Here is a 22679-nt window from a genome sequence, read left to right on the forward strand (position 1 = left end):
GTAGCGCACTTGTTTTGGGTACAAGGGGTCGCAGGTTCAAATCCTGTCTCACCGACCATCTCTCTTTACTATTCAAGTAAATTTTATACAAAGAAAGCCGCAGACCCCTTGTCAGGGGGAGCAGTTCAGCACATTGTCGGGAACAATGTGCAACAGCGCTTTAGTGCTGGCCCGCAGGGCGTAGGACAGGAGTCCGCAGTCAATCCTGTCTCACCGACCATCTCTCTAAATTTTTCATTTAACCAACGTTAAAGCACTTGTAAGCGCCTTGCTTGCCTCCGCTTTGCTTCCTTTAAGTGCCCGAAAATCACCAATTATATCTGCCTATTCAGGGCGAAAACAGAAAGCGCCGATTTGTGCTCGACTCTGATGTTATCAAACTGTATACTACTGCGTCTTTTTAAGGCAGCGCGTAGATTATAGCGCGATGAAACGACCTCTTACCTGAGTTTTAATCACTGTTATCAGTGGCGGGCGAGAGGCTGGAAAATAAAGCGTATTAGGCGCAAAGTTGAGGTAATACAATGCAAGTTTCAGTCGAGACGACTCAGGGTTTAGAACGCCGTCTTACTATTACTGTTCCTGCTGAGTCAGTAGATAACGCCGTTAAATCGCGTTTACAGCAATTAGCGAAAACTCAGCGTATTAACGGTTTCCGTCCAGGTAAAGTACCAGTAAGCGTAATCAAGAAACGTTACGGACAAGCGGTTCGTCAGGAAGTGGCTGGCGACGTTATGCAACAAAACTTCTATCAGGCTATCGTGCAGGAAAAAATCAATCCTGCTGGCATGCCTTCATTTGAACTGACTAAAGATCAGGACGGTGAAGACCTGGAATTTGTTGCCAAGTTTGAAGTCTACCCAGAAGTAGAAGTAAAAGGCGTAGACGACATCGAAATCGAAAAAACAGTTGTTGAGATTGCCGATGAAGATCTGGATAACATGTTAGAAACTCTGCAAAAGCAGCACGGCGAGTGGAAAGAAGTTAAGCGTAAAGCACGTAAAGATGACCGCATGGTTATCGACTTCGTAGGTACCATCGACGGTGAAGAGTTTGACGGCGGTAAAGCAGAAGACTTTACGCTGGAACTGGGTAAAGATCGCATGATCCCAGGCTTTGAAAAGCCACTGGTTGGTGCGAAGAAAGGTGAAGAAGTTATCGTTGACGTAACTTTCCCTGAAGATTACCACGCTGAAGCGCTGAAAGGTAAAGAAGCTCAATTCACCGTTAACGTGAAGAAAGTTGAAGGCCTGACACTGCCTAAGGTAGATGAAGAGTTTGCTAAACTGTTCGGTATTGAAGACGGTGACGTTGAAGCACTTAAAGCAGAAGTACGCAAGAACATGGAGCGTGAATTAGGCCAGACGCTTAAGACACAGCTTAAAGAAGAAGTGATTGCCAAGCTGCTTGAGAAAAACGAACTCGACCTGCCAGCAGCACTGGTTGATCAGGAAGTTAACGCACTGCGTGAACAGGCTAAACAGCGTTTCAGCCAACAGGGCGGTGGTCAAAACCTGCCAGACCTGCCAGCTGATCTGTTTAAAGACAATGCACAGCGTCGCGTAAGCATCGGTCTGCTGCTGGGTGAAATCATCAAGCAAAACGACCTGAAAGCTGACCAGGAAAAAGTAGACAGCCTGATCGAAACCATGGCTTCTGCGTATGAAGATCCACAAGAAGTTGTTGATTACTACAAAAATAATCAGGAACTGATGCAACAAATGCAAAATGTTGCACTCGAAGAACAAGCGATCGAGTGGGTTGTTGGTCAGGCTAAAGTCACCGAAGTGAACAAGCCGTTTGACGAGGTTATGAACAAACAGGGGTAATTTTGCACTCCCAGATTGACTTAACCTACACGCAACTGTTTAAATGCTCGGTCTAGTCCGAGCATTTTTATTTCTGTAAGTACTTAAGGTAACCGCATAATGCAAAGCCCGTTAGATCCAATGAATGCACTGGTCCCCATGGTTGTTGAACAAACCGCGAAAGGGGAGCGTTCTTACGATATCTATTCTCGTCTGCTCAAAGAAAACGTCATTTTTCTGGTGGGTCAGGTTGAGGACCACATGGCCAACCTTATCGTGGCACAAATGTTATTCCTGGAAGCTGAAAATCCGGAAAAAGACATTTTCCTTTATATCAATTCTCCTGGTGGTTCTGTTACTGCGGGTATGGCAATTTACGACACCATGAAATTTATCAAACCTGATGTCAGCACTGTGTGCGTTGGTCAGGCTGCAAGCATGGGTGCGTTCCTGTTGTCAGGTGGTGCTAAGGGTAAACGTTACTGTCTGCCGAATGCGCGGGTAATGATTCACCAGCCTTTAGGCGGTTTCCAGGGTCAGGCATCTGATTTTGAAATCCATGCCCGTGAAATCCTCAGCATCAAAGAAAAACTCAACCGACTGATGGCTGAGCATACCGGACAAGACTACGAAACCGTGGCTCGCGACACCGATCGCGACAACTTCTTAAGTGCAAGTGAAGCCAAAGAGTATGGTTTAATAGACCAGGTTTTAACAAACCGAACTGACGCATCCGCCACTAAGTAGTATAGTTATATAAGCCCGGCACTGGTTTTTGTGTTTGCCGGGCAGTCTAGAGGCAAGAATTTATGAGCGATAAACAAGGCAGCGATAGCGATAACAAACTTCTGTATTGCTCGTTTTGTGGCAAAAGTCAGCACGAGGTCAGAAAACTGATTGCAGGTCCTTCTGTATTCATTTGTGATGAGTGTGTTGAGCTTTGTAATGACATTATTCGCGAAGAAATTAAAGATATTTCACCGAATAAGCAAAATCAAAACGCGTTACCGAAACCACAGGAAATTCACGAGCATCTGAATGACTATGTGATCGGTCAGGACCACGCCAAAAAGGTGTTATCGGTCGCGGTATACAACCACTATAAACGTCTGCGTAACGGCGATGTGCATGATGGTGTAGAACTGGGCAAGAGTAATATACTGCTGATTGGCCCTACTGGTAGCGGTAAAACGTTACTGGCAGAGACCCTGGCACGACTGCTGGATGTTCCTTTCACTATGGCAGATGCCACCACTCTGACCGAAGCCGGTTATGTGGGTGAGGATGTTGAAAACATCATTCAGAAGCTGTTACAGAAATGCGATTACGATGTAGAGAAAGCCCAGCGCGGTATTGTGTACATCGATGAAATCGACAAGATCAGTCGTAAGTCTGACAATCCGTCCATCACCCGCGACGTATCTGGTGAAGGTGTGCAGCAGGCACTGCTGAAACTGATTGAAGGTACGGTTGCCTCCGTGCCTCCTCAGGGCGGACGTAAGCACCCACAGCAAGAGTTTTTGCAGGTAGATACCTCTAAGATCCTGTTTATCTGTGGCGGCGCGTTTGCTGGTCTGGATAAGGTCATTGAACAACGTTCTGCGCAAGGCAGTGGTATGGGCTTTGGCGCAGAAGTGAAATCCAAAGAGAACAAACAGGCAGTGTCGCAACTGTTCAAGCAGGTAGAACCGGAAGATCTGGTGAAGTACGGTCTGATCCCAGAGTTTATCGGCCGTTTACCGGTTGTGACCAGCCTGGAAGAGCTCAACGAAGAAGCGCTGATTCAGATTCTGAAGGAACCGAAGAACGCCATCACCAAACAGTATGGCGCTTTGTTCGCAATCGAAGATACTGAACTGGAGTTCCGCGAAGACGCTCTGTTTGCTATTGCAAAGAAAGCGATGCAGCGTAAAACCGGTGCCCGAGGCCTGCGTTCCATCGTAGAAGCCGTATTGCTTGAAACCATGTACGAGCTACCGTCCATGGACAACGTGTCCAAGGTGGTTATCGATGAAACGGTCATCCGCGGAGAATCGAAACCCATCCTGATTTACGACAACGCTGATAAAAAAGCGGCAAGTGAATAAGAAAAATGCAAAAGGCCCTAATTAAAGGGCCTTTTTTGTATCAATTATTCAATGTTTTGCGCTATCTTGGAATAAGATTTAGTAAAACAATGACAGACTGATTGAACTTTGTCTGCCTATCCCCATATAAACACTCATTAATAGAAAAAGTTAGAGAAGAAGTATGACGTCAGAGCGAGTAAATCGCATTGAAATTCCTGTACTGGCCTTACGGGACGTGGTTGTGTACCCCCATATGGTCATACCTTTATTTGTTGGACGAGAAAAATCCATTCGTTGCCTGGAAGCGGCTATGGACAGCGACAAACAGATCTTTCTGGTTGCGCAAAAAGATGCAGGGATCGATGAACCCGATACCAATGATATTTATTCTGTAGGCACCATCGCCACCATTCTGCAGTTGCTTAAGCTACCCGACGGTACGGTTAAAGTACTGGTAGAAGGTAATGTGCGCGGCGAAATCGCAGAATACAACCAAACTGAGCCTTATTTTATTGCGGGCATTAACCGCACCACTGACGAAGACCTGCCTGAAAGTGAACAGGAAGTGTTGATACGTTCGGCGGTTTCGCAATTCGAAGGCTATGTGAAACTAAATAAGAAGATTCCACCTGAAGTCCTCACTTCATTAAATGGGATCGACGATGCTGCTCGTCTGGCCGACACCATGGCAGCGCACATGCCGCTTAAGCTCGTCGAAAAACAGAAAGTGCTGGAGATGAAAGGCGTTAACGAGCGTCTTGAGTATCTTATGGCACTGATGGAAGGCGAGATTGACCTACTCCAGGTTGAAAAGAAAATCCGTACCCGGGTTAAAAAGCAAATGGAGAAGTCCCAGCGTGAGTATTATCTCAACGAGCAAATGAAAGCCATTCAGAAAGAACTGGGTGAGCTGGATGATGCGCCGGATGAGTTTGAAGCGCTGAGCAAGAAAATTGAAGAAGCGAAAATGCCTGCTGAAGCAGAAGAAAAAGCGAAAGCTGAACTTCAGAAGCTGAAAATGATGTCACCGATGTCAGCGGAAGCTACCGTAGTGCGCAGTTATATTGATTGGTTAACCAGCGTACCATGGCACAAGCGCTCGGCTGTGAAGAAAAACCTTGCTAAAGCAGATGAGATTCTGGATGCAGACCATTATGGTCTGGAAAAGGTGAAAGAACGGATTATTGAGTATTTGGCCGTTCAACAACGCGTCCGTAAACTGAAAGGTCCAATCCTTTGCCTGGTGGGACCACCAGGTGTAGGTAAAACCTCTTTAGGCCAGTCTATTGCTAAAGCAACCGGACGGAAATATGTACGCATGGCGCTCGGCGGCGTGCGTGATGAAGCTGAAATTCGTGGTCACCGTCGTACTTATATCGGTTCTTTACCCGGTAAACTGATTCAGAAAATGGCCAAGGTTGAGGTGAAGAATCCGCTGTTCTTGCTTGATGAAATCGACAAGATGTCGTCAGACATGCGCGGCGACCCGGCCTCTGCACTGCTCGAAGTGCTCGATCCGGAACAAAACAGCAGCTTCAGCGACCATTATCTTGAAGTGGATTACGACCTGTCAGACGTGATGTTTGTTGCTACATCAAACAGCATGAATATTCCGGGGCCGTTACTGGACCGGATGGAAGTCATTCGTCTGTCCGGTTACACCGAAGATGAAAAACTGAATATTGCTACGCGCCATTTGATTAGTAAACAAATGGAAAGAAACGGCCTGAAGAAAAATGAATTGGAAATTGATGATTCTGCCATTATTGGCATGATTCGTTACTACACTCGCGAAGCAGGCGTACGCTCACTTGAGCGTGAAATTTCCAAGGTATGCCGTAAAGCGGTAAAAGATATTCTGCTGAACAAAGCCACCAAGAAAGTTGTGGTCAACCAGAACAACCTGAAAGATTACCTTGGCGTGCAGCGCTTCGATTACGGCAAAGCCGACAAGAACAATCAGATTGGCCAGGTTACAGGCCTTGCCTGGACTCAGGTTGGCGGCGACCTGTTAACCATCGAAACCACTTCGGTTCCGGGTAAAGGTAAAATGACCTCTACCGGTTCATTAGGTGATGTAATGCAGGAGTCCATTCACGCCGCCATGACCGTGGTGCGTTCCCGTGCAGAGAAATTGCGTATCAACAGTGATTTCTACGAGAAACGCGACATCCATGTGCACGTGCCGGAAGGAGCGACACCTAAAGATGGTCCGAGTGCGGGTATTGCTATGTGTACTGCGCTGGTATCGTCGTTAACCGGTAATCCGGTGAAATGTGAAGTGGCGATGACCGGTGAAATCACCCTGCGTGGTGAAGTACTGGCCATTGGCGGCTTAAAAGAAAAACTTCTGGCGGCTCACCGTGGCGGCATCAAAACCGTTGTGATTCCAAAGGAAAACGAACGTGATTTGGAAGAAATTCCGGATAACGTAAAACAAGATCTGGACATTCATCCGGTACAGTGGATTGACGAGGTTCTGGATATTGCGTTGCAAGAACCGGTTGAAAGTTTTAAACCGGTTGCACTGGACGGCGAATAAATCATCAGTAAACACCGCTGAAGCGCGCGCCAATGCTGCGTAGCAGCGGTTTTATTGGACCTTTTGGTTAATTTTTATCCATATGGTGTGGCAAAAGCCGTTTTTTTTAACTTTAGGGGCTTCAAAGTCCCAAAAGTTGTGTTACCTTAACTGCTGTATTCGCTTGAAGCCTTGTCACTAAAGGGATGGCAGCGATTCAACAATAAGTTAAAAAATTGTAAAGTGAAGCTTGATGTTAATCTTCAAGCTTGCTATAACGTCTGAGCAATGAACTGATTATTGTTTTGCGGACGAGAGCATAATAACAAACGAAGGGGATCTAATTGTGAACAAGTCTCAACTCATCGACAAAATCGCTGCTGGTGCAGATATTTCTAAAGCTGCCGCTGGCCGTGCACTGGATGCTTTCACTGACGCGGTAACAGACGCGCTGAAAGAAGGCGACCAGGTAGCTCTGGTTGGTTTCGGCACTTTCTCTGTAAGAGAGCGCTCTGCACGCAGTGGTCGTAATCCTCAAACTGGTGAGACTATCGAAATTGCTGCGGCTAAAGTACCTTCTTTCAAAGCTGGTAAAGCACTGAAAGACGCTTGTAACTAAGCATTAGATATTTTTTGAAAAGGCGATGGTTTACCATCGCCTTTTTTATTGCTGTAAGCAAAGGAATGCCTCTTCAGCATTCTATCGGGGTAAGTATTAAGCTATAATCCCCGCTTATTTGTTCCGCCGGCCCCCGACTGTATTACGGGTAGCTACCGGCTGGAAGAGTTGTAATGCAACGGAGTTAAAATCGAGTCATGCTAGAAAGGATCAGAGAAGGTTCTCAAGGCCCATGGGCGATGGCGATTATTGCCCTGATCGTATTGAGTTTTGTATTTGCTGGGGTTAGCAGCTATGTGTCTTCATCAGGCAGCTCTGCCGCCGCTGAAGTTAACGGTGAGCCAATCAGCCAGCAGGATGTTGAACGCGCCTATCAGGCACAACGTGCCCGTTTGGAAGCGCAGTTTGGTGAAGGGATCAGCGCCTTATTCAGCGATGAAAACTATCTGCGTGATTTCCGCATGAACGTGCTGGATCGCCTGATTGCCGACACATTAATTGAACAGAAAGCTAAAGAGCTGGGCATGCGGGTATCAGATAAGCAAATCCGTGATGCTATTACTGCGATGCCTGAGTTTCAGACCGAAGGTAGCTTCGACAATGAACGCTATTTAATGCTGTTGCGTCAAAATGGTTTCCAGCCCAGTGACTTCCGCGATTATATGCGCCAGCAAATGACCCGCGAGCAACTGTCTCGTGCAGTGCAGGCCAGTGATTTCAGCTTGCCAGAAGAAGTGAACTTAGCCCATCGCTTGCAGGGCCAGACGCGTAATGCCGATTATCTGATTGTAGATTCTGCGCCCTTTGCTGCATCAGTTGAACTGAGCGATGAAGAGGTTCAGGCATTTTATGACGAAAATATCTCGCGCTTTGACACCCAGGAAAAAGTTAACCTGGCCTATGTAACGCTGGCGGTAGAAGACCTCAAAGCTGACGTATCTGTTAGCGAAGAGGAAATCGAGCAGGAATACCAGGACAACATCGCGTTGTATAAAACGACTGAAGAGCGCCGTGTATCGCACATCCTGATCGAGTTTGGTGATGACAAAGGCGCGGCTAAAGAAAAAGCCGAGTCACTGTTAGCCGAAGTTGAGCAAGGTGCCGATTTTGCCGAGCTGGCCGAAGCTAATTCTGCCGATACGTTTTCTGCTGAGAATGGTGGTGACCTTGATTTTATTACTGCCGGAATGATGGATCCGTCGTTCGACGAAGCCGCTTTTGCTATCAGTAACGTTGGTGAAACCTCTGAGGTTATCGAAACTGAATTTGGTTACCACATTATCAAGCTCACCGATATGAAGCCGGTAGAAACTACTCCGCTGGCAGAAGTACGCGACGAGATTGAAGCGCAACTGCTTACCGACAAAGCTACCGATGAATTCTTTGCTCTGCAATCAGAAATGGCTAACCTGGCGTTTGAAGTGCCGGATACCCTTGAAGACGTTGCTGGTGCAGTGAATGGTAAAATTAAGGAAACCGGTTTAGTCACCGCTTCAGCGGTACCCGCGGCGCTTAATGTCCCAGCCGTAACCAGCAAAATGTTCGATCCGGACTTTATTGCCGAAGGGCTGAACAGTGATGTTATTGAGCTAAGCAATGACAAAGTAGTAGTCATCCGCGTAGTAGGTCATGAGCCACAGCGTACTCAGGCACTGGATGAAGTCAGAACACAAATTCTCGCGCAACTGCGCGCCCGTAAAGCGCAGGAAGCAGCAGCAGAGTGGGCTGACAACGTAGTAGAGCAGGTACAGGCTGGCGAGTCACCTGAACTGACTATTGGTGATGTCACCCTGGAATGGCAAAGTAAAGAAGCCATTGCTCGTAACAGCACCGAGCTACCACGTAATCTGGTAGACACCGTGTTTACCCTGAGTACTGAAGAGGGTAACAACCTCGAAGTGGCTAAGCTGGGTTCAGGTGATGTTGGTGTAGTACGCCTGACGGCAGTGAACATGCCTGAAGCGCTGGGTGAAGAAGAATTAGACAGCCTTAAACAGCAGCTGATGACCAATTACAGCCAGGCTAACTACCAGAGTTTTGTGGATTCATTACGCTCAGCAGCTGATGTAACGGTTAATCTCTAAACCTTACGCTTGTTCAGATAAACATAAAAAGCAGGTCTCAGACCTGCTTTTTATGTTTAGCTGAAAACCCGGTGTTAGTGAGTGACAAAGTACATAAAGGTGAAAAAGACGGCGATGACCGAAGAGATCACCAGAATATACTTAAACCCCTGTTTGCCGTCAGCCACACTGTAATTGTTAGCCTTTAAATACCCAAACCACAAGACGCTCAGGATAAGAGGGATTAAGACAATAATTTTTAGCATAATGATGTTATCCGCTAAACAAACCTAAAATCGATACGTTAAGTGTTTCGTGATGGACCAATAATATCAAGCACTAATCCAGGATTAACCTATTCAGGCGCGTTGCTTCAGGCCAAATGCAAGCCGTAACCAGGTAGTCGGCCGAATCAAAAAATAACACAGGCCGGCGGTGAGGGTAAAAGCCAACACCAGTACACTCAATGATTTTAGCGTAATACCGGCATCCCACTGAACGATATAGTAAGCAAGCACCACTATGACCGTCTGATGCAAAATATAAAACGGGTAGATTAACTCGTTAGCCTGGCGCAACCAGGCCGGGGAGTTATTCAGGTAGTGTCCGGCATAACCCAGCAAAACCAGCATGCCTGCCCAGGAGAGTAACGCTGTTAATGCCCACCAGATTTGCCATCTGACGGCAAGTGAGCCAATAGAGCTGAAGTCACCCAGGTAGTAGATATAGAACACCAGGCTGCTGACTATAAACCCATAAAGATTAACTCGACGATGGCGGGCGACAGACTGCCAGATTGCCTGGCGGGACATAAACAGCATTCCCGTGATAAAAAATACCAGATAGAAAACCGACACCGACAGGTTTTCAATCGCCCCGTCCTGTTCGGGATAATAGAGTTTTAAAAAACACCTTACAGATACGAGTACCACGCCAGACAGCATAAGACCAAATGGGCGATGCGACAGCTTTTCAAAGGTCTCTAGCAGCGATTGGCCGGGAGATGTATCCAGAGCCTTATTTAAAGGGATCGCCAGGAGCATAAATATGATCAGGAACTCTATAAACCACAGGTGCTTGTTATCGAATATCAGCAATCGCTGTTGGTAGGCGTCGAGCAGTGAAGCATACTGCTCCGGGGCTTCAAAATAAGCCTGAGGGGGCGTAATAAACATCATTGCCAGCAATAGGGGCAGTAACAGCCTTTTTGACTTGCTCAGCAAAAATGCCTTACTGCTGATGCGGTTGAGCAGAATCACGCTGCCGGCACCGGCTATCAAAAACAAGACCGGTAACCGAAGCTGCTCAAAATAAACCATGATATCGTCGAGTAACTTGCTCGACTCGCTATTCATAATATGCCAGTTATCGCCATTGAACGGCATGAACACGTGGTGCATAAATACCGCGACAATCAGTATCACGCGAAGCCAGTCGAGCTCTGCATAACGTTGAGGGGTCACTTCCATGAATACCGGATCCTGTATATAGAGGTCAAAGGGTTGAAACCTCTATGCTATCTAAATTTCGGCTGTTTATTCGTTGGATGTATGTAAGTAATTGTAAATATTTATTTATTCTGCTTCCTGGTAGGCTGTGTTTAACCAGCTTATGAGCTCATCGTCAATCTGCTCTGGTGTCGTAATACGCACTCTGAAAGGCGTCATTTTACCTGGCGGCAGCTTCTCCAGCCTGCTGCTTTCACTTAATGAGCGACTGTTTATGCCTATTTCCACTGCCGTTTTGGTGGCAGGGCCAATCATGGCAAATTGTTTACTTCTGCGGTAGCTGATGTAAGTTTTCTTGGGCGCGGTTTTAAAAGAACCAAGAGTATTCAGCGCTTCCAGCAATGCTTCATGGATAGGACGCAAGTGCGCTTTGTTACCCGAATAGATGAGGTCCATTGGCGGCGTTTCAGTGTCGCCTGGGTTTGCCGCCTGTTTAGCCATGTGCGCAATGAGGTTGGCATTGCCATGGCCCAACCCTAAATCGGCCTTGAGCATTTTTACCACATCGGTGTGTTTGGTCAGGCCGCTACTATTCACCAGCATAATTAATTCACTGAGTGATTTTCCGGTAGCTGTTTCAATGTTCTGGATCTGCGTTGCCTGAGCCTGCTCCATGCTTGCCATATTATTAAACCCTCTAAGTTGGCTTGAATGGTTACTATAGCAAGGCCGTTGGTTTTTGCGTAATGCCAGATATCAGAAGGGAAGGGCCAACGGTTTTGCTAGTAGCATTGGCCCTTAGGAAGATAAGTTAAGCCGTTTTATCGAGCTGATGGCACTGAATATAACGCTTGCGTTTCTTTGGTAATAACTTGTCGGTGTCAACCACCACCAGGCCATCCACACAGTCGCAGAAGTCCGGGTCGATGTTGAAGTCCAGGAAGGCTACGCCGTCGTGCTCGCAGACTTCGGTATATTGCTTATACAGGGTGGGTACGTTCACTCCCATATTGGCCAGCAGATGTTTAAGCTGGGTGAACTCTTTCTTGTAGTCCTCGCCTTTAAATTCAGTCAGCGTATCGGTGGGCAGAGAAAAGGGGATCTTTGCCTCGGCCTCGCCAAACCTGGCCGGAAAGTGGGTAGCATAAAACTGCACAATAAGCTGCTTGGCTGGCTGCGGGTAATTATCGCTCAGACTCACCGGTCCGAACAGGTAGCGATAATGTGGGTAGCGGGTTAAAAACGCGCCAATGCCGAACCAAAGGTAGTCGAGACTGCGCTTACCCCAGTAACGAGGCTGTACAAAGCTGCGGCCAAGCTCCAGGCCCTGTTCAAACAGCTGCGGGTTATGTTGAGCGTAATCAAACAGGGTGGCTGAGTATAACCCGGTTGGATGGTCGGGCTTACTCAGAATTCGCGCATCACCAAACCGGTAGGCACCCACAATTTCCAAATCGTTTTCATCCCACAGGATAAGGTGATAATAGTGATTATCGTACTTATCGATATCACGACGGTGCAGGGTGCCTTCACCCACAGCGCGAAAGGCAATTTCACGCAGTCTGCCAATTTCACGCATGATCACCGAGCTGCCCTGATGCAGATATAAATAGATATGCTTGCCATCAGACGTCTCGCCTAAGTGTTCACACTGGCGTATAGCACGGGAGAGCTCCTTGCGGTCTTCAGGCATGGCAATGGCCGCCTGAGTTGCAAAAATACCCTTACGGTTAGTACCAACACGGTATAAATGACGTTTAAACAGTTTTACCTGATCGGGCACTGAAATACTCAGTGACTGGTAACTGGAAAAAGGGATCAGCTCACCAATACGCATTGGTAGTGATTTGCGCCGCTGTTTAAACATCTCCTTCACCAGCAGCGCGGTAGCCAGTGGTTTATACACCATGGACACACCATAAAATAACGGCGAGTTCTTGGCATCAATAAAGATCGGCAGGATCGGCGCTTTGGCTTGTTTGGCGATGCGCAAAAAGCCGCTGTGCCAGTGGGTATCGCGTACACCCTGAGGTCTGAGTCTGGAGACTTCGCCGGCAGGAAAGATTAATACTGCGCCGTCGCCGGCCAGGTGCTCATGAATGGCGGCAAGGTGCTCTTTGCGGGTGCCGCCCTGCATGTTATTAACCGGCAGCAGCATATCCCGCAGGGGCTCAATGGCCATTAGCATCTGGTTGGCTACTACCTTTAAATCGCGGCGGATTTCGGAGATCAGTTTGATTAACGCCAGACCATCAATGGAGCCAATCGGGTGATTAGCAATGATCACCACGCGGCCCTCACTGGGGATGCGTTCCCGTTCGGTGTCCCGCACTGAGGTGCTGACATTAAAATATTCCAGTACCTGCTCGACAAAATCGATGTCGTGGTAGTGAGGGTAGGTCCGTCCGAAGTCTGCGATTTCCCTTTCGTGCAGCAAATGACGCAGTGCAAAGCGCAGGGGTTTGCTTAGCAGGCTGTGCTTGGCGACCTGCGGATAGTACTCATTGAGCAATTCATCAACAGTAAACATATTCAGTACACTTCAGGTTATTTCGCCACACGATAGCAACCGATTGTGACGATATGCTCACAGTTGTATTGCAGTTCCTTTACAGATACGCCCGCCAGTATCAGGCTGCTCTGCCGGTTTTTACAAAGTCTGCCAGTACCGACACATTACCGGAGTGCTTGAGATATTCGTTAAAGTGAATCAGTGAGAGCTCACCACTATTGTCTTCTACCAGTGCCGAGCAGTTCTCTATCCAGTCGCCATCATTGATGTAATGGATACCATTTACCATTAATGATTCAGGGTGGTGAATATGGCCACAGATAATCCCATCGAGGCCTCTTTCTGCGGCGTGGCGACAACCTGCTGCACGGTAGCGTTCAATAGCTTTATTGGCGCCCTTGATGTGCTTTTTAATGTATCCGGCCAGCGACCAGTAGTGATTGTTACGCCAAGCTCTGAAACGGTTATACCAGCGATTTAAAAATAACAGTAAGTCGTAACCTTTATCGCCTATCCAGGCGTGGAATTTGCCCAGTGTGACATCTGCATCAAACTGATCACCGTGCAACACCAGATAGCGCTTACCATTGGCTGTGGTATGCACCAGTTCACGCTCAATAGCGATGTCACCAAAGGCCATGCCTGAGTATTTTTGAATGGGTGCATCGTGGTTGCCCGGTAAATACACCACGCGGGTGCCACTGTTGCTCATTTGCATGAGTTTGTGCATGACCTGATTGTGAGTATCCGGCCACCGAAACTGCTTTTCCATTTGCCACATATCAACGATGTCGCCCACCAGATATAAGGTGTCCACCGAAATACTATGTAAAAACTCAAGCAGGAATTCTGCCTTACAGTCTTTATTACCAAGGTGAATATCGGATAACCATACAGCTTTATAGTGGAGTTTTGCCATCACATTTTCCCGGCCAATCGCAACTGGTAAAGTGATTTGCACTTTACTGATGCGGCTTGACAGTTAGGTGACGGAGCTTTGACTATTCGATGACGAGTTGTTGAAGGTTAAATGACAGGCATAAAAAAAGCGCCGAAGGCGCTTTTTTAAACTAAACGTCAGTGGGCGATTAGCCCAGCGCTTTAATTTGCGCAGCCAGACGGCTCTTATGACGTGCAGCTTTGTTCTTGTGAATCAAACCTTTAGAAGCCATTCTGTCAAGAATTGGAGTTGCAGCAGACAGTGCAGCCTGGGCACCTTCTTTATCACCAGAGGCGATAGCCGCTACTACTTTTTTAATACTTGTACGAGTCATGGAGCGACGGCTGGCATTATGCTGGCGACGCTTTTCGGCTTGAATTGCACGTTTCTTAGCAGACTTAATGTTAGCCAAGGTGTAACTCCCAAAAAAATTCATGTCAAAAACGAGGGTGCGGATTGTGCCTAGCTATCGGCTAATTGTCAAACAATTTATCGCAGCTAAACGTAACTTTCTTCCGCATTGCGCTTAGTATACCTGAGTAGGCCCCCCGGGCTCCAGTAAATATTCGCTGACATCGGTCGTTGACGCAGGTCAATAGCTTGTCTGCACAACCGGCGATAATGGTCTACAGTAATCGGAGTAAACCGAGAGTAGAACGGTAAGTCTCTGAAATGACGTCTAATAACTAACAGGAGTAGGTGAATGTTAACCGTTGCCGATATTATGACCTGCCCGGTAATGCAATTGCATGAAGGGAATACCTTACACGATGCCCACTATATCACCCGTCATCGCGGCATTCGTCATTTACCCGTGGTAAACAAAGACACGCAAAAAATAATTGGCGTGGTCACGCAAAAAAGCCTGATAGCCAAAGTCATGAGTCTGATGGTGCTGTACGGTAACGAGGCACTGGAGCAGCATGAGAAGCAAACCAATATCATGGAAGTGGCAGTGTGTGATTTTGATACCGTGAAAACCGAGGAAACTATCCAGGAGGTCGCGCCTTTCTTTTTACGCAATAAACACGGCTGTTTACCTGTAGTGGACGACGACAACCATGTTATAGGTATCGTTACCTCAACGGATTTCGTTAACCTGTCGATGATGCTGATTGATAAACTGGAGCGATTAGAAAGCTAAATCCCTGTTATCCACAATTATTCATTGATTTCATTGTGGTTACATAAGGTACAATAACGGCACAAAGTCGATTGGGGTGTCAGCAGGGCACCGAAAGGGAAGTGTGTGTCGAAGAAATTAATTAAGTCAGGCCTGATTGTCAGTACGATGACACTTCTTTCCCGGGTGCTGGGGTTAGTCCGGGATGTGGTGATTGCCCGCCTGATGGGGGCAGAAGCCGCTGCGGATGTATTCTTTTTTGCCAATAAGATCCCTAACTTCCTGCGTCGCCTCTTTGCCGAAGGAGCGTTTGCCCAGGCCTTTATTCCGGTATTAACGGAAGTCCATGCCGAACAAGACGAACAAAAGCTCAAACAGTTTGTCGCCCATGTATCGGGTACTCTTGGTGCAATAGTATTTGTGACTGCGCTGATAGGCGTGATCATTTCACCGATGATTACCGCCATGTTCGGTGCCGGCTGGTTTATTGATTATCTTAATGACAAACCAGACGGCGCAAAATTTGAGCTGGCCAGCGCCATGCTCAAAATCACCTTTCCGTATATTGCATTTATATCACTGACCGGCTTATCCGGCGCAATCTTAAATACCCTCAATAAGTTTGCGGTGGCGGCCTTTACACCGGTACTGCTGAACATTTGTATTATTGCCTGTGCTTATTTGCTTGCTCCAGCCATGAGTGAGCCAGCTTTTGCGCTGGCCTGGGGCGTCTTTATTGGTGGTATTGTACAGCTGGGTTTTCAGCTACCGTTTCTGTTTCGCGCCGGCTTATTAGTTAAACCTAAGTGGGGCTGGCGCGATCCGGGCGTGGTAAAAGTCAGAACGCTGATGATCCCGGCGTTATTTGGGGTGTCTGTAGGGCAGATAAACCTGCTGCTCGATACGTTTATCGCCAGCTTTCTGGTAACCGGGTCGATAAGCTGGTTGTACTATTCCGACCGTTTATTAGAGTTTCCGCTGGGGTTATTTGGTATTGCCATTGCCACCGTCATCTTGCCTACACTGTCGCGCAATCATGTGGGTAAGGATGAGTTGGGGTTTTCCGGCAACATGGACTGGGCGGTACGCATGGTGAGCTTACTGGGGATCCCGGCAGCCGCGGGCCTGGGATTTCTGGCAGAACCCATACTCTCGGTGATATTTCAGCGTGGTGCTTTTACGGCCGAAACCGCGCGTATGGCCTCGTACAGTTTAATGGCCTATGCGTTTGGCCTGCTGAGCTTTATGCTGGTTAAGGTGCTCGCTCCCGGCTATTACTCGCGCCAGGATACTAAAACTCCGGTGAAAATAGGGATCTGGTGTATGGCGGCCAACATGCTGTTTAACCTGATTTTTGCTATTCCGTATGGTTATATTGGCCTGGCGATAGCCACCAGTTTGTCAGCCACGCTAAATGCCGCTTTGTTGTATATCGGTTTAAGCCGGCAAAAAGTCTATGTTGTGAGCCGCCTGACTCTGGGGTTTGTGGCTCGCGTAATGTTTTCCACCTGCGCCATGGTCGCCGCCATTTTGTGGATGCAGCAGGGCGTCGACTTTACCGGACTGGTCTTGCGCGACAAAATTGTGTCCCTCACGTTAACCATTTTGCTGGCCGTTGCCGTGTTTGGTGGTTGCCTGTTTAGTTTTGGTATTCGCGTGCGTCATTTCAAATCCAAGGCCTTTTAGCGATTGGTATTGCTGGCCGGGTAGTTTATAATCGCCGGCTTTGTAGCATATTCATCTCAACAAAAAGGTTGCTGTAAAACGTGGAGCTAATCCGGGGCCTTAACAATTTAAAAGATCATCATCACGGCTGTGTACTGACCATCGGAAAATTTGATGGTGTTCATCTGGGACATCAGGCTGTGCTGGCCAATGTTATTGAACAAGCCCGCAGGCTGTCTTTGCCTGCCACGGTGATGGTGTTTGAACCGCATCCGGAAGAAGTTTTTACGCCGGATACGGCGCCTGCCCGAATCAGCCCGCTGGCCGAAAAATATCAGCTACTTAAAGCGCAGGGGGTAGACCGCCTGCTGTGCGTACGTTTCAATGCTCAATTTGCTGCTCAGTCGCCGGATGAATTTATAGAGCATCTGCTGGTCGACAAACTGGGAGTGAAATTTCTGGTGGTGGGCGATGATTTTCGCTTTGGTAAAGGCCGTCAGGGCGATTTTGCCCGACTTGAACAGGCCGGGCAGCAATTCGATTTTGAGGTGGTCAGCACCCAAAGTTACCGCATGGAAGATTGCCGGATAAGCTCTACTGCCGTTCGCGAAGCACTGGCCGAGGGGAATTTTAGCCTGGCTCACACTATGCTTGGCCGTTCGTTTTTTATCTCCGGTCGGGTGATCCACGGCGAGAAAAAAGGGCGCACGATAGGTTTTCCTACCGCCAATGTGCTGCTTAACCGTTGTCAGACTCCCATTACCGGCGTGTTCGCGGTAAAACTGAATATCGACGGGACGCTCTACACCGGTGTGGCCAATATAGGCTCAAGACCCACGGTAAACGGCCAGCGCAAGCAACTGGAAGTGCATATTTTTGACTTTACCGGTTCCATTTATGGTCAGCACATTACGGTAGTTCCGGTGGCCAGAATCAGAGATGAAAAGCGCTTCAGCAGCCTTGACGCACTTCGCGAGCAAATAGCCCTCGATGTTGCCAAAGCTAAACAAATTTTAACGAATAACGACGACCTGGTGCAGGTCTGAACCCGGGATAACTCCCGATAACGTGGACGGATAGAACAATAGCTATGAGTGATTACAAAGCCACATTGAATTTGCCGGAAACCGCCTTCCCAATGCGAGGGAACCTGGCGCAACGCGAACCACAAATGTTGAAAAGCTGGGAAAAAGACGGCTTGTATCAGCAGATTCGCCAGGCCAAAGCCGGTAAAACGCCTTTTGTATTGCATGACGGCCCTCCTTACGCCAACGGAAATATTCACATTGGCCACGCGGTTAACAAAATCCTCAAAGATATTATTGTTAAGTCCAAAACCTTAGCTGATTTTGATGCGCCTTATGTTCCTGGTTGGGATTGCCACGGTCTGCCTATCGAACTGATGGTAGAAAAGAAAGTCGGCAAGCCGGGTAAGAAGGTCACTGCAGCAGAGTTTCGTCAGAAATGCCGTGATTATGCGCAAAAGCAAATCGACGGTCAGATGACAGACTTTAAACGTCTGGGCATTCTGGGTGAGTGGGCGAAGCCCTACAAAACCATGGATTTTGATTCAGAGGCGAATATTGTTCGCGCGCTGGGCAAAATCATCGACGCCGGCCATCTGGAGAAAGGCTTTAAGCCGGTTCACTGGTGTACCGACTGTGGTTCAGCATTAGCCGAAGCCGAAGTTGAATACAAAGACAAAATGTCACCGGCCATCGACGTTAAATTCCCGCTGGCAGATGTTGATACGTTTGCCTCTGCGTTTGGCCTGAGCAGCGATGAGCTGACTGCGCATAAAGCCGGCGTAGTGATCTGGACTACCACACCATGGACTTTACCAGCCAACCTGGCGGTAAGCTTACATCCGGAGTTAGAATATTCACTGGTTGAATTTGGCGACGATGCCCAGTGGCTGATGCTGGCGACTGACCTGGTAGAAAGCTGCATGCAGCGCTATGGCGTTGAAGAATACAAGACCGTGGCTACCTGTTTAGGTCAGGCACTGGATAAAGCTAAATTACAGCATCCGTTCCTCGATAAAACATCATTAATCGTATTGGGTGATCACGTCACTACCGATGCGGGTACTGGTTGTGTTCATACCGCGCCAGCTCATGGTGTGGACGACTTTAACGTATGTAAGCACTATGATATCGAGGTATATAACCCGGTAGGTAACAACGGTGTTTACCTTGAAAACACGCCACTGTTTGCCGGTATGCACGTATTTAAAGCCAATCAGCCAATTATCGATACCCTGGCTGAAAGTGGCAACCTGGTGCTGAATGTTAACTTTGAACACAGCTACCCCCATTGCTGGCGCCACAAAACGCCGATTATCTTCCGCGCCACGCCACAGTGGTTCATCAGTATGGACAAACTGGGTCTGCGCGAGCAGTCACTGGAACAAATCCGCAGCACTGAGTGGATCCCGGAATGGGGTGAAAACCGCATTACCAAGATGGTAGAAGGCCGTCCTGACTGGTGTATTTCACGTCAGCGTACCTGGGGTGTGCCGATCCCGTTGTATATCCACAAAGTCAGCGGCGAGTTACACCCGGAAACGGCCAGCCTGATAGAAAAGGTGGCGGCAGAAATTGAGAAAACCGGCATTCAGGCCTGGTGGGATATCGATGATGCTGCACTGTTAGGCAGTGATGCCGACCAGTACGATAAAGTTACCGATACACTAGACGTCTGGTTTGACTCTGGTGTTACCCACTTCTTCGTGGTGGACTGCCGTGACGATATCCCGGCTAAAGCCGATTTATATCTGGAAGGGTCCGATCAGCATCGCGGCTGGTTTATGTCGTCACTGATGACCTCTACCGCTATGCATGGTCATGCGCCGTACCGTCAGGTTCTTACCCACGGCTTTACGGTTGACGCTCAGGGCAAGAAAATGTCCAAGTCACTGGGTAACGTGGTAGCGCCGCAGGAAGTCACCAACAAGCTGGGTGCCGATATTCTGCGCCTGTGGGTAGCTTCAACAGACTACCGTGGTGAAATTGCGGTATCTGATGAAATCCTTAAGCGCGCGGCCGACAACTATCGTCGTCTGCGTAATACTGCCCGCTTCTTACTGGCTAACCTCAATGGCTTTAACCCTGAAACTGATGCAGTACCAGAAGCCGAGATGGTTGCACTGGATCGCTGGGTCGTATCACGGGCTAAGCAATTGCAGGCCGAAATCATCGCCGATTACGAAAAATATGACATGCTGCTGGTATCCCAGAAACTGTCGCACTTCTGCTCTATAGAGCTGGGCAGTTTCTATCTGGATATCATCAAGGATCGCCAGTACACCGCAAAAGCCGACAGCGTTGCACGTCGTTCATGCCAGACTGCGCTGTATCACATTGTTGAGGCACTGGTACGCTGGATGGCGCCAATCACCAGCTTTACGGCGCAGGAAATTTGGCAGGAACTGCCAGGCGACAGAGCGAAATTTGTGTTCACCGAGACCTGGTACCAGGGCTTTAATGACTTTGGTCAGGATGACACCTTTAACGACGCTTACTGGAAACAGGTAATGGTGGTTAAAGACGCAGTTAACCAGGCGCTGGAACAGGCGCGTAAAGCACAGCTGCTGGGTGGCTCACTGGAAGCCTCTGTAACCCTGTATGCCGACGATACGCTTAAGGAGCAACTGGAGCTACTGGCCGACGAACTGCGCTTCGTATTGCTTACCTCTGGTGTGGAAGTGGCGGCAATGGCTGATAAACCGGCGGATGCCACCGCAACCGAACTGGAAGGGCTGTTTGTAAGCGTAGCGAAAAGCAGCGGTGAGAAGTGTGCGCGTTGCTGGCACGTACGTGACGATGTAGGCTCTCACAGTGAACACCCTGAGCTTTGCGGCCGCTGCGTAACTAACGTGGATGGTGACGGAGAAACGCGCCACTATGCCTAAGTTTATTAGCGAAAGCGGCCTGCGCTTTTTATGGATAAGCGTTATCACGGTAGTGCTGGATCTATGGAGTAAGTACGCCGTGATGGACAGCATGGCATTGTATGAGTCAGTCCAGCTGGCGCCGTTTTTCAACTTTACTTATGTGCATAATTACGGTGCTGCATTCAGCTTTCTGCACGACTCAGGCGGCTGGCAGCGCTGGTTTTTTACTGCCATTGCAGTAGCCGTTTGTAGCGTGATCCTGTGGTGGCTCAAGCAAACGCCTAAACAACAAAAGCTGCTGCCGGTAGCCTTTAGTTTTATTCTGGGCGGCGCACTGGGTAACGTGTACGACCGGATTGTGCACGGTTATGTCATCGATTTTCTGGATTTCTACGTAAATGACTGGCACTGGCCGGCATTTAACCTGGCCGACAGCGCTATCTTTATTGGCGCTGCCCTGCTTATCTGGGACATGCTAACCAGCAAAGAAGACAACACATCAACCAGTAGCGCAAACTAACCTTAACGTAGAGAGAGTGACCGTGAGCGAAACATCAAAAGTGATTGGCGATAAAAGCCAGGTCATCATGCATTTTGACCTTAAACTGGCCGACGGTTCAGCCGCCGACAGTACCCGGGTAAATAAAAAGCCAGCCAAGCTGGTAATGGGCGATGGCAGCTTAACGCCGAACTTTGAAGCCTGTTTATTAGGGCTGTCAGCTGGCGATAAAAAATCCTTTGAGCTGGCTCCTGAAGACGCTTTTGGTCAGCCTAACCCGGACAACGTGCACCACATGGATAAAAGCCGTTTTGCCGCCGATATGACCCTGGAAGAAGGTATGATCATGGCCTTTGCCCAACCCGATGGCAGTGAAGTGCCGGGGATCATTCGCAGCATCGCCGGTACCTCCGTAACGGTGGATTTTAATCATCCGCTGGCTGGACAAACTGTGATCTTTGATGTTGAAATCATCGATGTTATCAACGCTTAGACTTGAGTAAGGGCGTACCATGCAAATTCATTTAGCTAATCCCCGTGGCTTTTGTGCAGGTGTAGACCGCGCAATTACCATTGTTGAACGGGCGCTGGAAATTTTTCAGCCACCTATCTATGTTCGCCACGAAGTGGTGCATAACAAGTTTGTGGTAGATGGGCTGAAAGAGCGCGGTGCTATTTTTGTGGATGAGCTCGATGAAGTACCAGACGATAACATCGTCATTTTTTCTGCCCACGGCGTCTCGCAGGCCGTGCGTAAAGAAGCTGAACGTCGTGGCCTGAAAGTATTCGACGCCACCTGTCCGCTGGTTACCAAGGTTCACCTTGAAGTCACCCGCGCCAGTCGCCGGGGCACCGAATGTATTTTGATTGGTCATGCCGGGCATCCGGAAGTTGAAGGCACTATGGGACAGTATGATAATCCTGAAGGCGGCATCTACCTGGTTGAGTCCAGTGACGATGTACAAACGCTGGAAGTGAAAAATCCCAATGCCCTTTATTACTGCAGTCAGACGACCTTGTCGGTAGATGATACTGCAGAAGTCATCGACGCCTTGCGTGAACGTTTCCCGGCCATTGAAGGGCCGCGTAAAGACGATATTTGTTATGCCACGCAAAACCGCCAGGATGCTGTACGCGAGCTAGCTCAGGATTGCCAGGTGTTGCTGGTAGTGGGCGCGCAAAACAGCTCTAACTCAAATCGTCTGCGCGAGCTGGCGGGCAAAATGGGGGCACAGGCGCATCTGATAGCCGATGAAAACTGTATTCAGCGCGAATGGCTCGATGGTGTTGAGCATATCGGCGTTACTGCTGGTGCGTCAGCACCTGAGATACTGGTTAAACGGGTCATCCAGCGTTTACTCGACTGGGGAGCTGTGAAAGCCAGTGAACGAAGCGGTCGAGAAGAGAGCATTGAGTTTGCCGTTCCCAAAGAACTGCGGGTTAAACAGGTAAGTTAAAACAACTCCTTTTCTTATGCTCGCAGCAGCATCTTGTCTGCGAGCAATTCCCCTTAAACC

Annotated in this window: 20 protein-coding genes; 14 read left to right on the top strand and 6 right to left on the bottom strand. The window is 48.5% G+C overall.

Annotated elements, in window-relative coordinates; genetic code table 11:
- The 7 genes from D9T21_RS22850 to D9T21_RS08185 form a co-directional block, all read left to right on the top strand.
- Positions 1-252 (top strand): hypothetical protein (locus D9T21_RS22850; protein ID WP_206427247.1); only part of this gene is annotated, 252 nt, incomplete at its 5' end.
- A gap of 272 nt (positions 253-524) precedes the next feature.
- The gene (gene tig, locus D9T21_RS08160; protein ID WP_123324526.1) at positions 525-1829 is read left to right on the top strand and encodes a trigger factor; all 1305 of its coding nucleotides are present in this window, start codon (positions 525-527) and stop codon (positions 1827-1829) included.
- 96 nt (positions 1830-1925) lie between these two features.
- Positions 1926-2555, top strand: a complete 630-nt coding sequence (clpP, locus tag D9T21_RS08165; RefSeq protein ID WP_123324527.1) for an ATP-dependent Clp endopeptidase proteolytic subunit ClpP — start codon at positions 1926-1928, stop codon at positions 2553-2555.
- 62 nt (positions 2556-2617) lie between these two features.
- Complete coding sequence (clpX, locus tag D9T21_RS08170) at positions 2618-3895, top strand: ATP-dependent protease ATP-binding subunit ClpX (RefSeq protein ID WP_123324528.1); 1278 nt, start codon at positions 2618-2620, stop codon at positions 3893-3895.
- A 163-nt stretch (positions 3896-4058) separates the two neighbouring features.
- A complete protein-coding gene (lon, locus tag D9T21_RS08175) occupies positions 4059-6419 on the top strand; it encodes an endopeptidase La (RefSeq protein WP_123324529.1) in 2361 nt (786 codons plus the stop codon).
- Between the two features lie 325 nt (positions 6420-6744).
- The gene (gene hupB / locus D9T21_RS08180) at positions 6745-7017 is read left to right on the top strand and encodes a nucleoid-associated protein HU-beta (protein WP_073323035.1); all 273 of its coding nucleotides are present in this window, start codon (positions 6745-6747) and stop codon (positions 7015-7017) included.
- 197 nt (positions 7018-7214) lie between these two features.
- Positions 7215-9101 carry a SurA N-terminal domain-containing protein gene (locus D9T21_RS08185; RefSeq protein ID WP_123324530.1) on the top strand — a complete coding sequence of 629 codons (1887 nt, stop codon included), beginning with the start codon at positions 7215-7217 and terminating at the stop codon, positions 9099-9101.
- A gap of 74 nt (positions 9102-9175) precedes the next feature.
- Here the strand turns inward: D9T21_RS08185 and D9T21_RS22700 are convergent, their stop codons facing one another.
- The 6 genes from D9T21_RS22700 to rpsT form a co-directional block, all read right to left on the bottom strand.
- The gene (locus D9T21_RS22700) at positions 9176-9346 is read right to left on the bottom strand and encodes a hypothetical protein (RefSeq protein WP_164464615.1); all 171 of its coding nucleotides are present in this window, start codon (positions 9344-9346) and stop codon (positions 9176-9178) included.
- 93 nt (positions 9347-9439) lie between these two features.
- Complete coding sequence (locus D9T21_RS08190; RefSeq protein ID WP_123324531.1) at positions 9440-10549, bottom strand: acyltransferase family protein; 1110 nt, start codon at positions 10547-10549, stop codon at positions 9440-9442.
- 105 nt (positions 10550-10654) lie between these two features.
- Positions 10655-11212 (bottom strand): DUF5655 domain-containing protein, encoded by a 558-nt coding sequence (locus tag D9T21_RS08195; RefSeq protein ID WP_123324532.1) that lies wholly within the window; start codon positions 11210-11212, stop codon positions 10655-10657.
- A gap of 127 nt (positions 11213-11339) precedes the next feature.
- On the bottom strand, positions 11340-13058 hold the full coding sequence (gene olsF / locus D9T21_RS08200) for a bifunctional ornithine lipid synthase OlsF (RefSeq protein ID WP_123324533.1): 1719 nt from the start codon (positions 13056-13058) through the stop codon (positions 11340-11342).
- Positions 13059-13158: 100 nt separating this feature from the next.
- Positions 13159-13959 (bottom strand): UDP-2,3-diacylglucosamine diphosphatase, encoded by an 801-nt coding sequence (locus D9T21_RS08205; protein ID WP_123324594.1) that lies wholly within the window; start codon positions 13957-13959, stop codon positions 13159-13161.
- A 169-nt stretch (positions 13960-14128) separates the two neighbouring features.
- Positions 14129-14392 carry a 30S ribosomal protein S20 gene (rpsT, locus tag D9T21_RS08210; RefSeq protein WP_105935667.1) on the bottom strand — a complete coding sequence of 88 codons (264 nt, stop codon included), beginning with the start codon at positions 14390-14392 and terminating at the stop codon, positions 14129-14131.
- 291 nt (positions 14393-14683) lie between these two features.
- On the opposite strand from rpsT, the gene D9T21_RS08215 reads away from it, so the two are divergent.
- The 7 genes from D9T21_RS08215 to ispH all read left to right on the top strand — a co-directional run bounded on the left by D9T21_RS08215 (position 14684) and on the right by ispH (position 22619).
- Entirely contained in the window at positions 14684-15124 is a 441-nt protein-coding gene (locus tag D9T21_RS08215) for a CBS domain-containing protein (RefSeq protein WP_123324534.1), read from the top strand.
- A gap of 105 nt (positions 15125-15229) precedes the next feature.
- Positions 15230-16789 (top strand): murein biosynthesis integral membrane protein MurJ, encoded by a 1560-nt coding sequence (gene murJ, locus D9T21_RS08220; RefSeq protein WP_123324535.1) that lies wholly within the window; start codon positions 15230-15232, stop codon positions 16787-16789.
- Between the two features lie 80 nt (positions 16790-16869).
- Positions 16870-17814, top strand: coding sequence for a bifunctional riboflavin kinase/FAD synthetase (gene ribF, locus D9T21_RS08225; protein WP_123324536.1), 945 nt, complete (start codon positions 16870-16872; stop codon positions 17812-17814).
- 44 nt (positions 17815-17858) lie between these two features.
- Complete coding sequence (ileS, locus tag D9T21_RS08230) at positions 17859-20681, top strand: isoleucine--tRNA ligase (RefSeq protein ID WP_123324537.1); 2823 nt, start codon at positions 17859-17861, stop codon at positions 20679-20681.
- Positions 20674-21183 carry a signal peptidase II gene (lspA, locus tag D9T21_RS08235; RefSeq protein WP_123324538.1) on the top strand — a complete coding sequence of 170 codons (510 nt, stop codon included), beginning with the start codon at positions 20674-20676 and terminating at the stop codon, positions 21181-21183. Before ileS ends, lspA begins: the two co-directional genes overlap by 8 nt.
- A 22-nt stretch (positions 21184-21205) precedes the next feature.
- Positions 21206-21655: an FKBP-type peptidyl-prolyl cis-trans isomerase gene (gene fkpB / locus D9T21_RS08240; protein ID WP_123324595.1), complete on the top strand. Its 450-nt coding sequence runs from the start codon at positions 21206-21208 to the stop codon at positions 21653-21655.
- A gap of 19 nt (positions 21656-21674) precedes the next feature.
- Entirely contained in the window at positions 21675-22619 is a 945-nt protein-coding gene (gene ispH / locus D9T21_RS08245) for a 4-hydroxy-3-methylbut-2-enyl diphosphate reductase (RefSeq protein ID WP_123324539.1), read from the top strand.
- Positions 22620-22679: the final 60 nt, after the last annotated feature.

The sequence above is a fragment of the Marisediminitalea oceani genome, assembly GCF_003731635.1.
Classification (GTDB): domain Bacteria; phylum Pseudomonadota; class Gammaproteobacteria; order Enterobacterales; family Alteromonadaceae; genus Alteromonas; species Alteromonas oceani.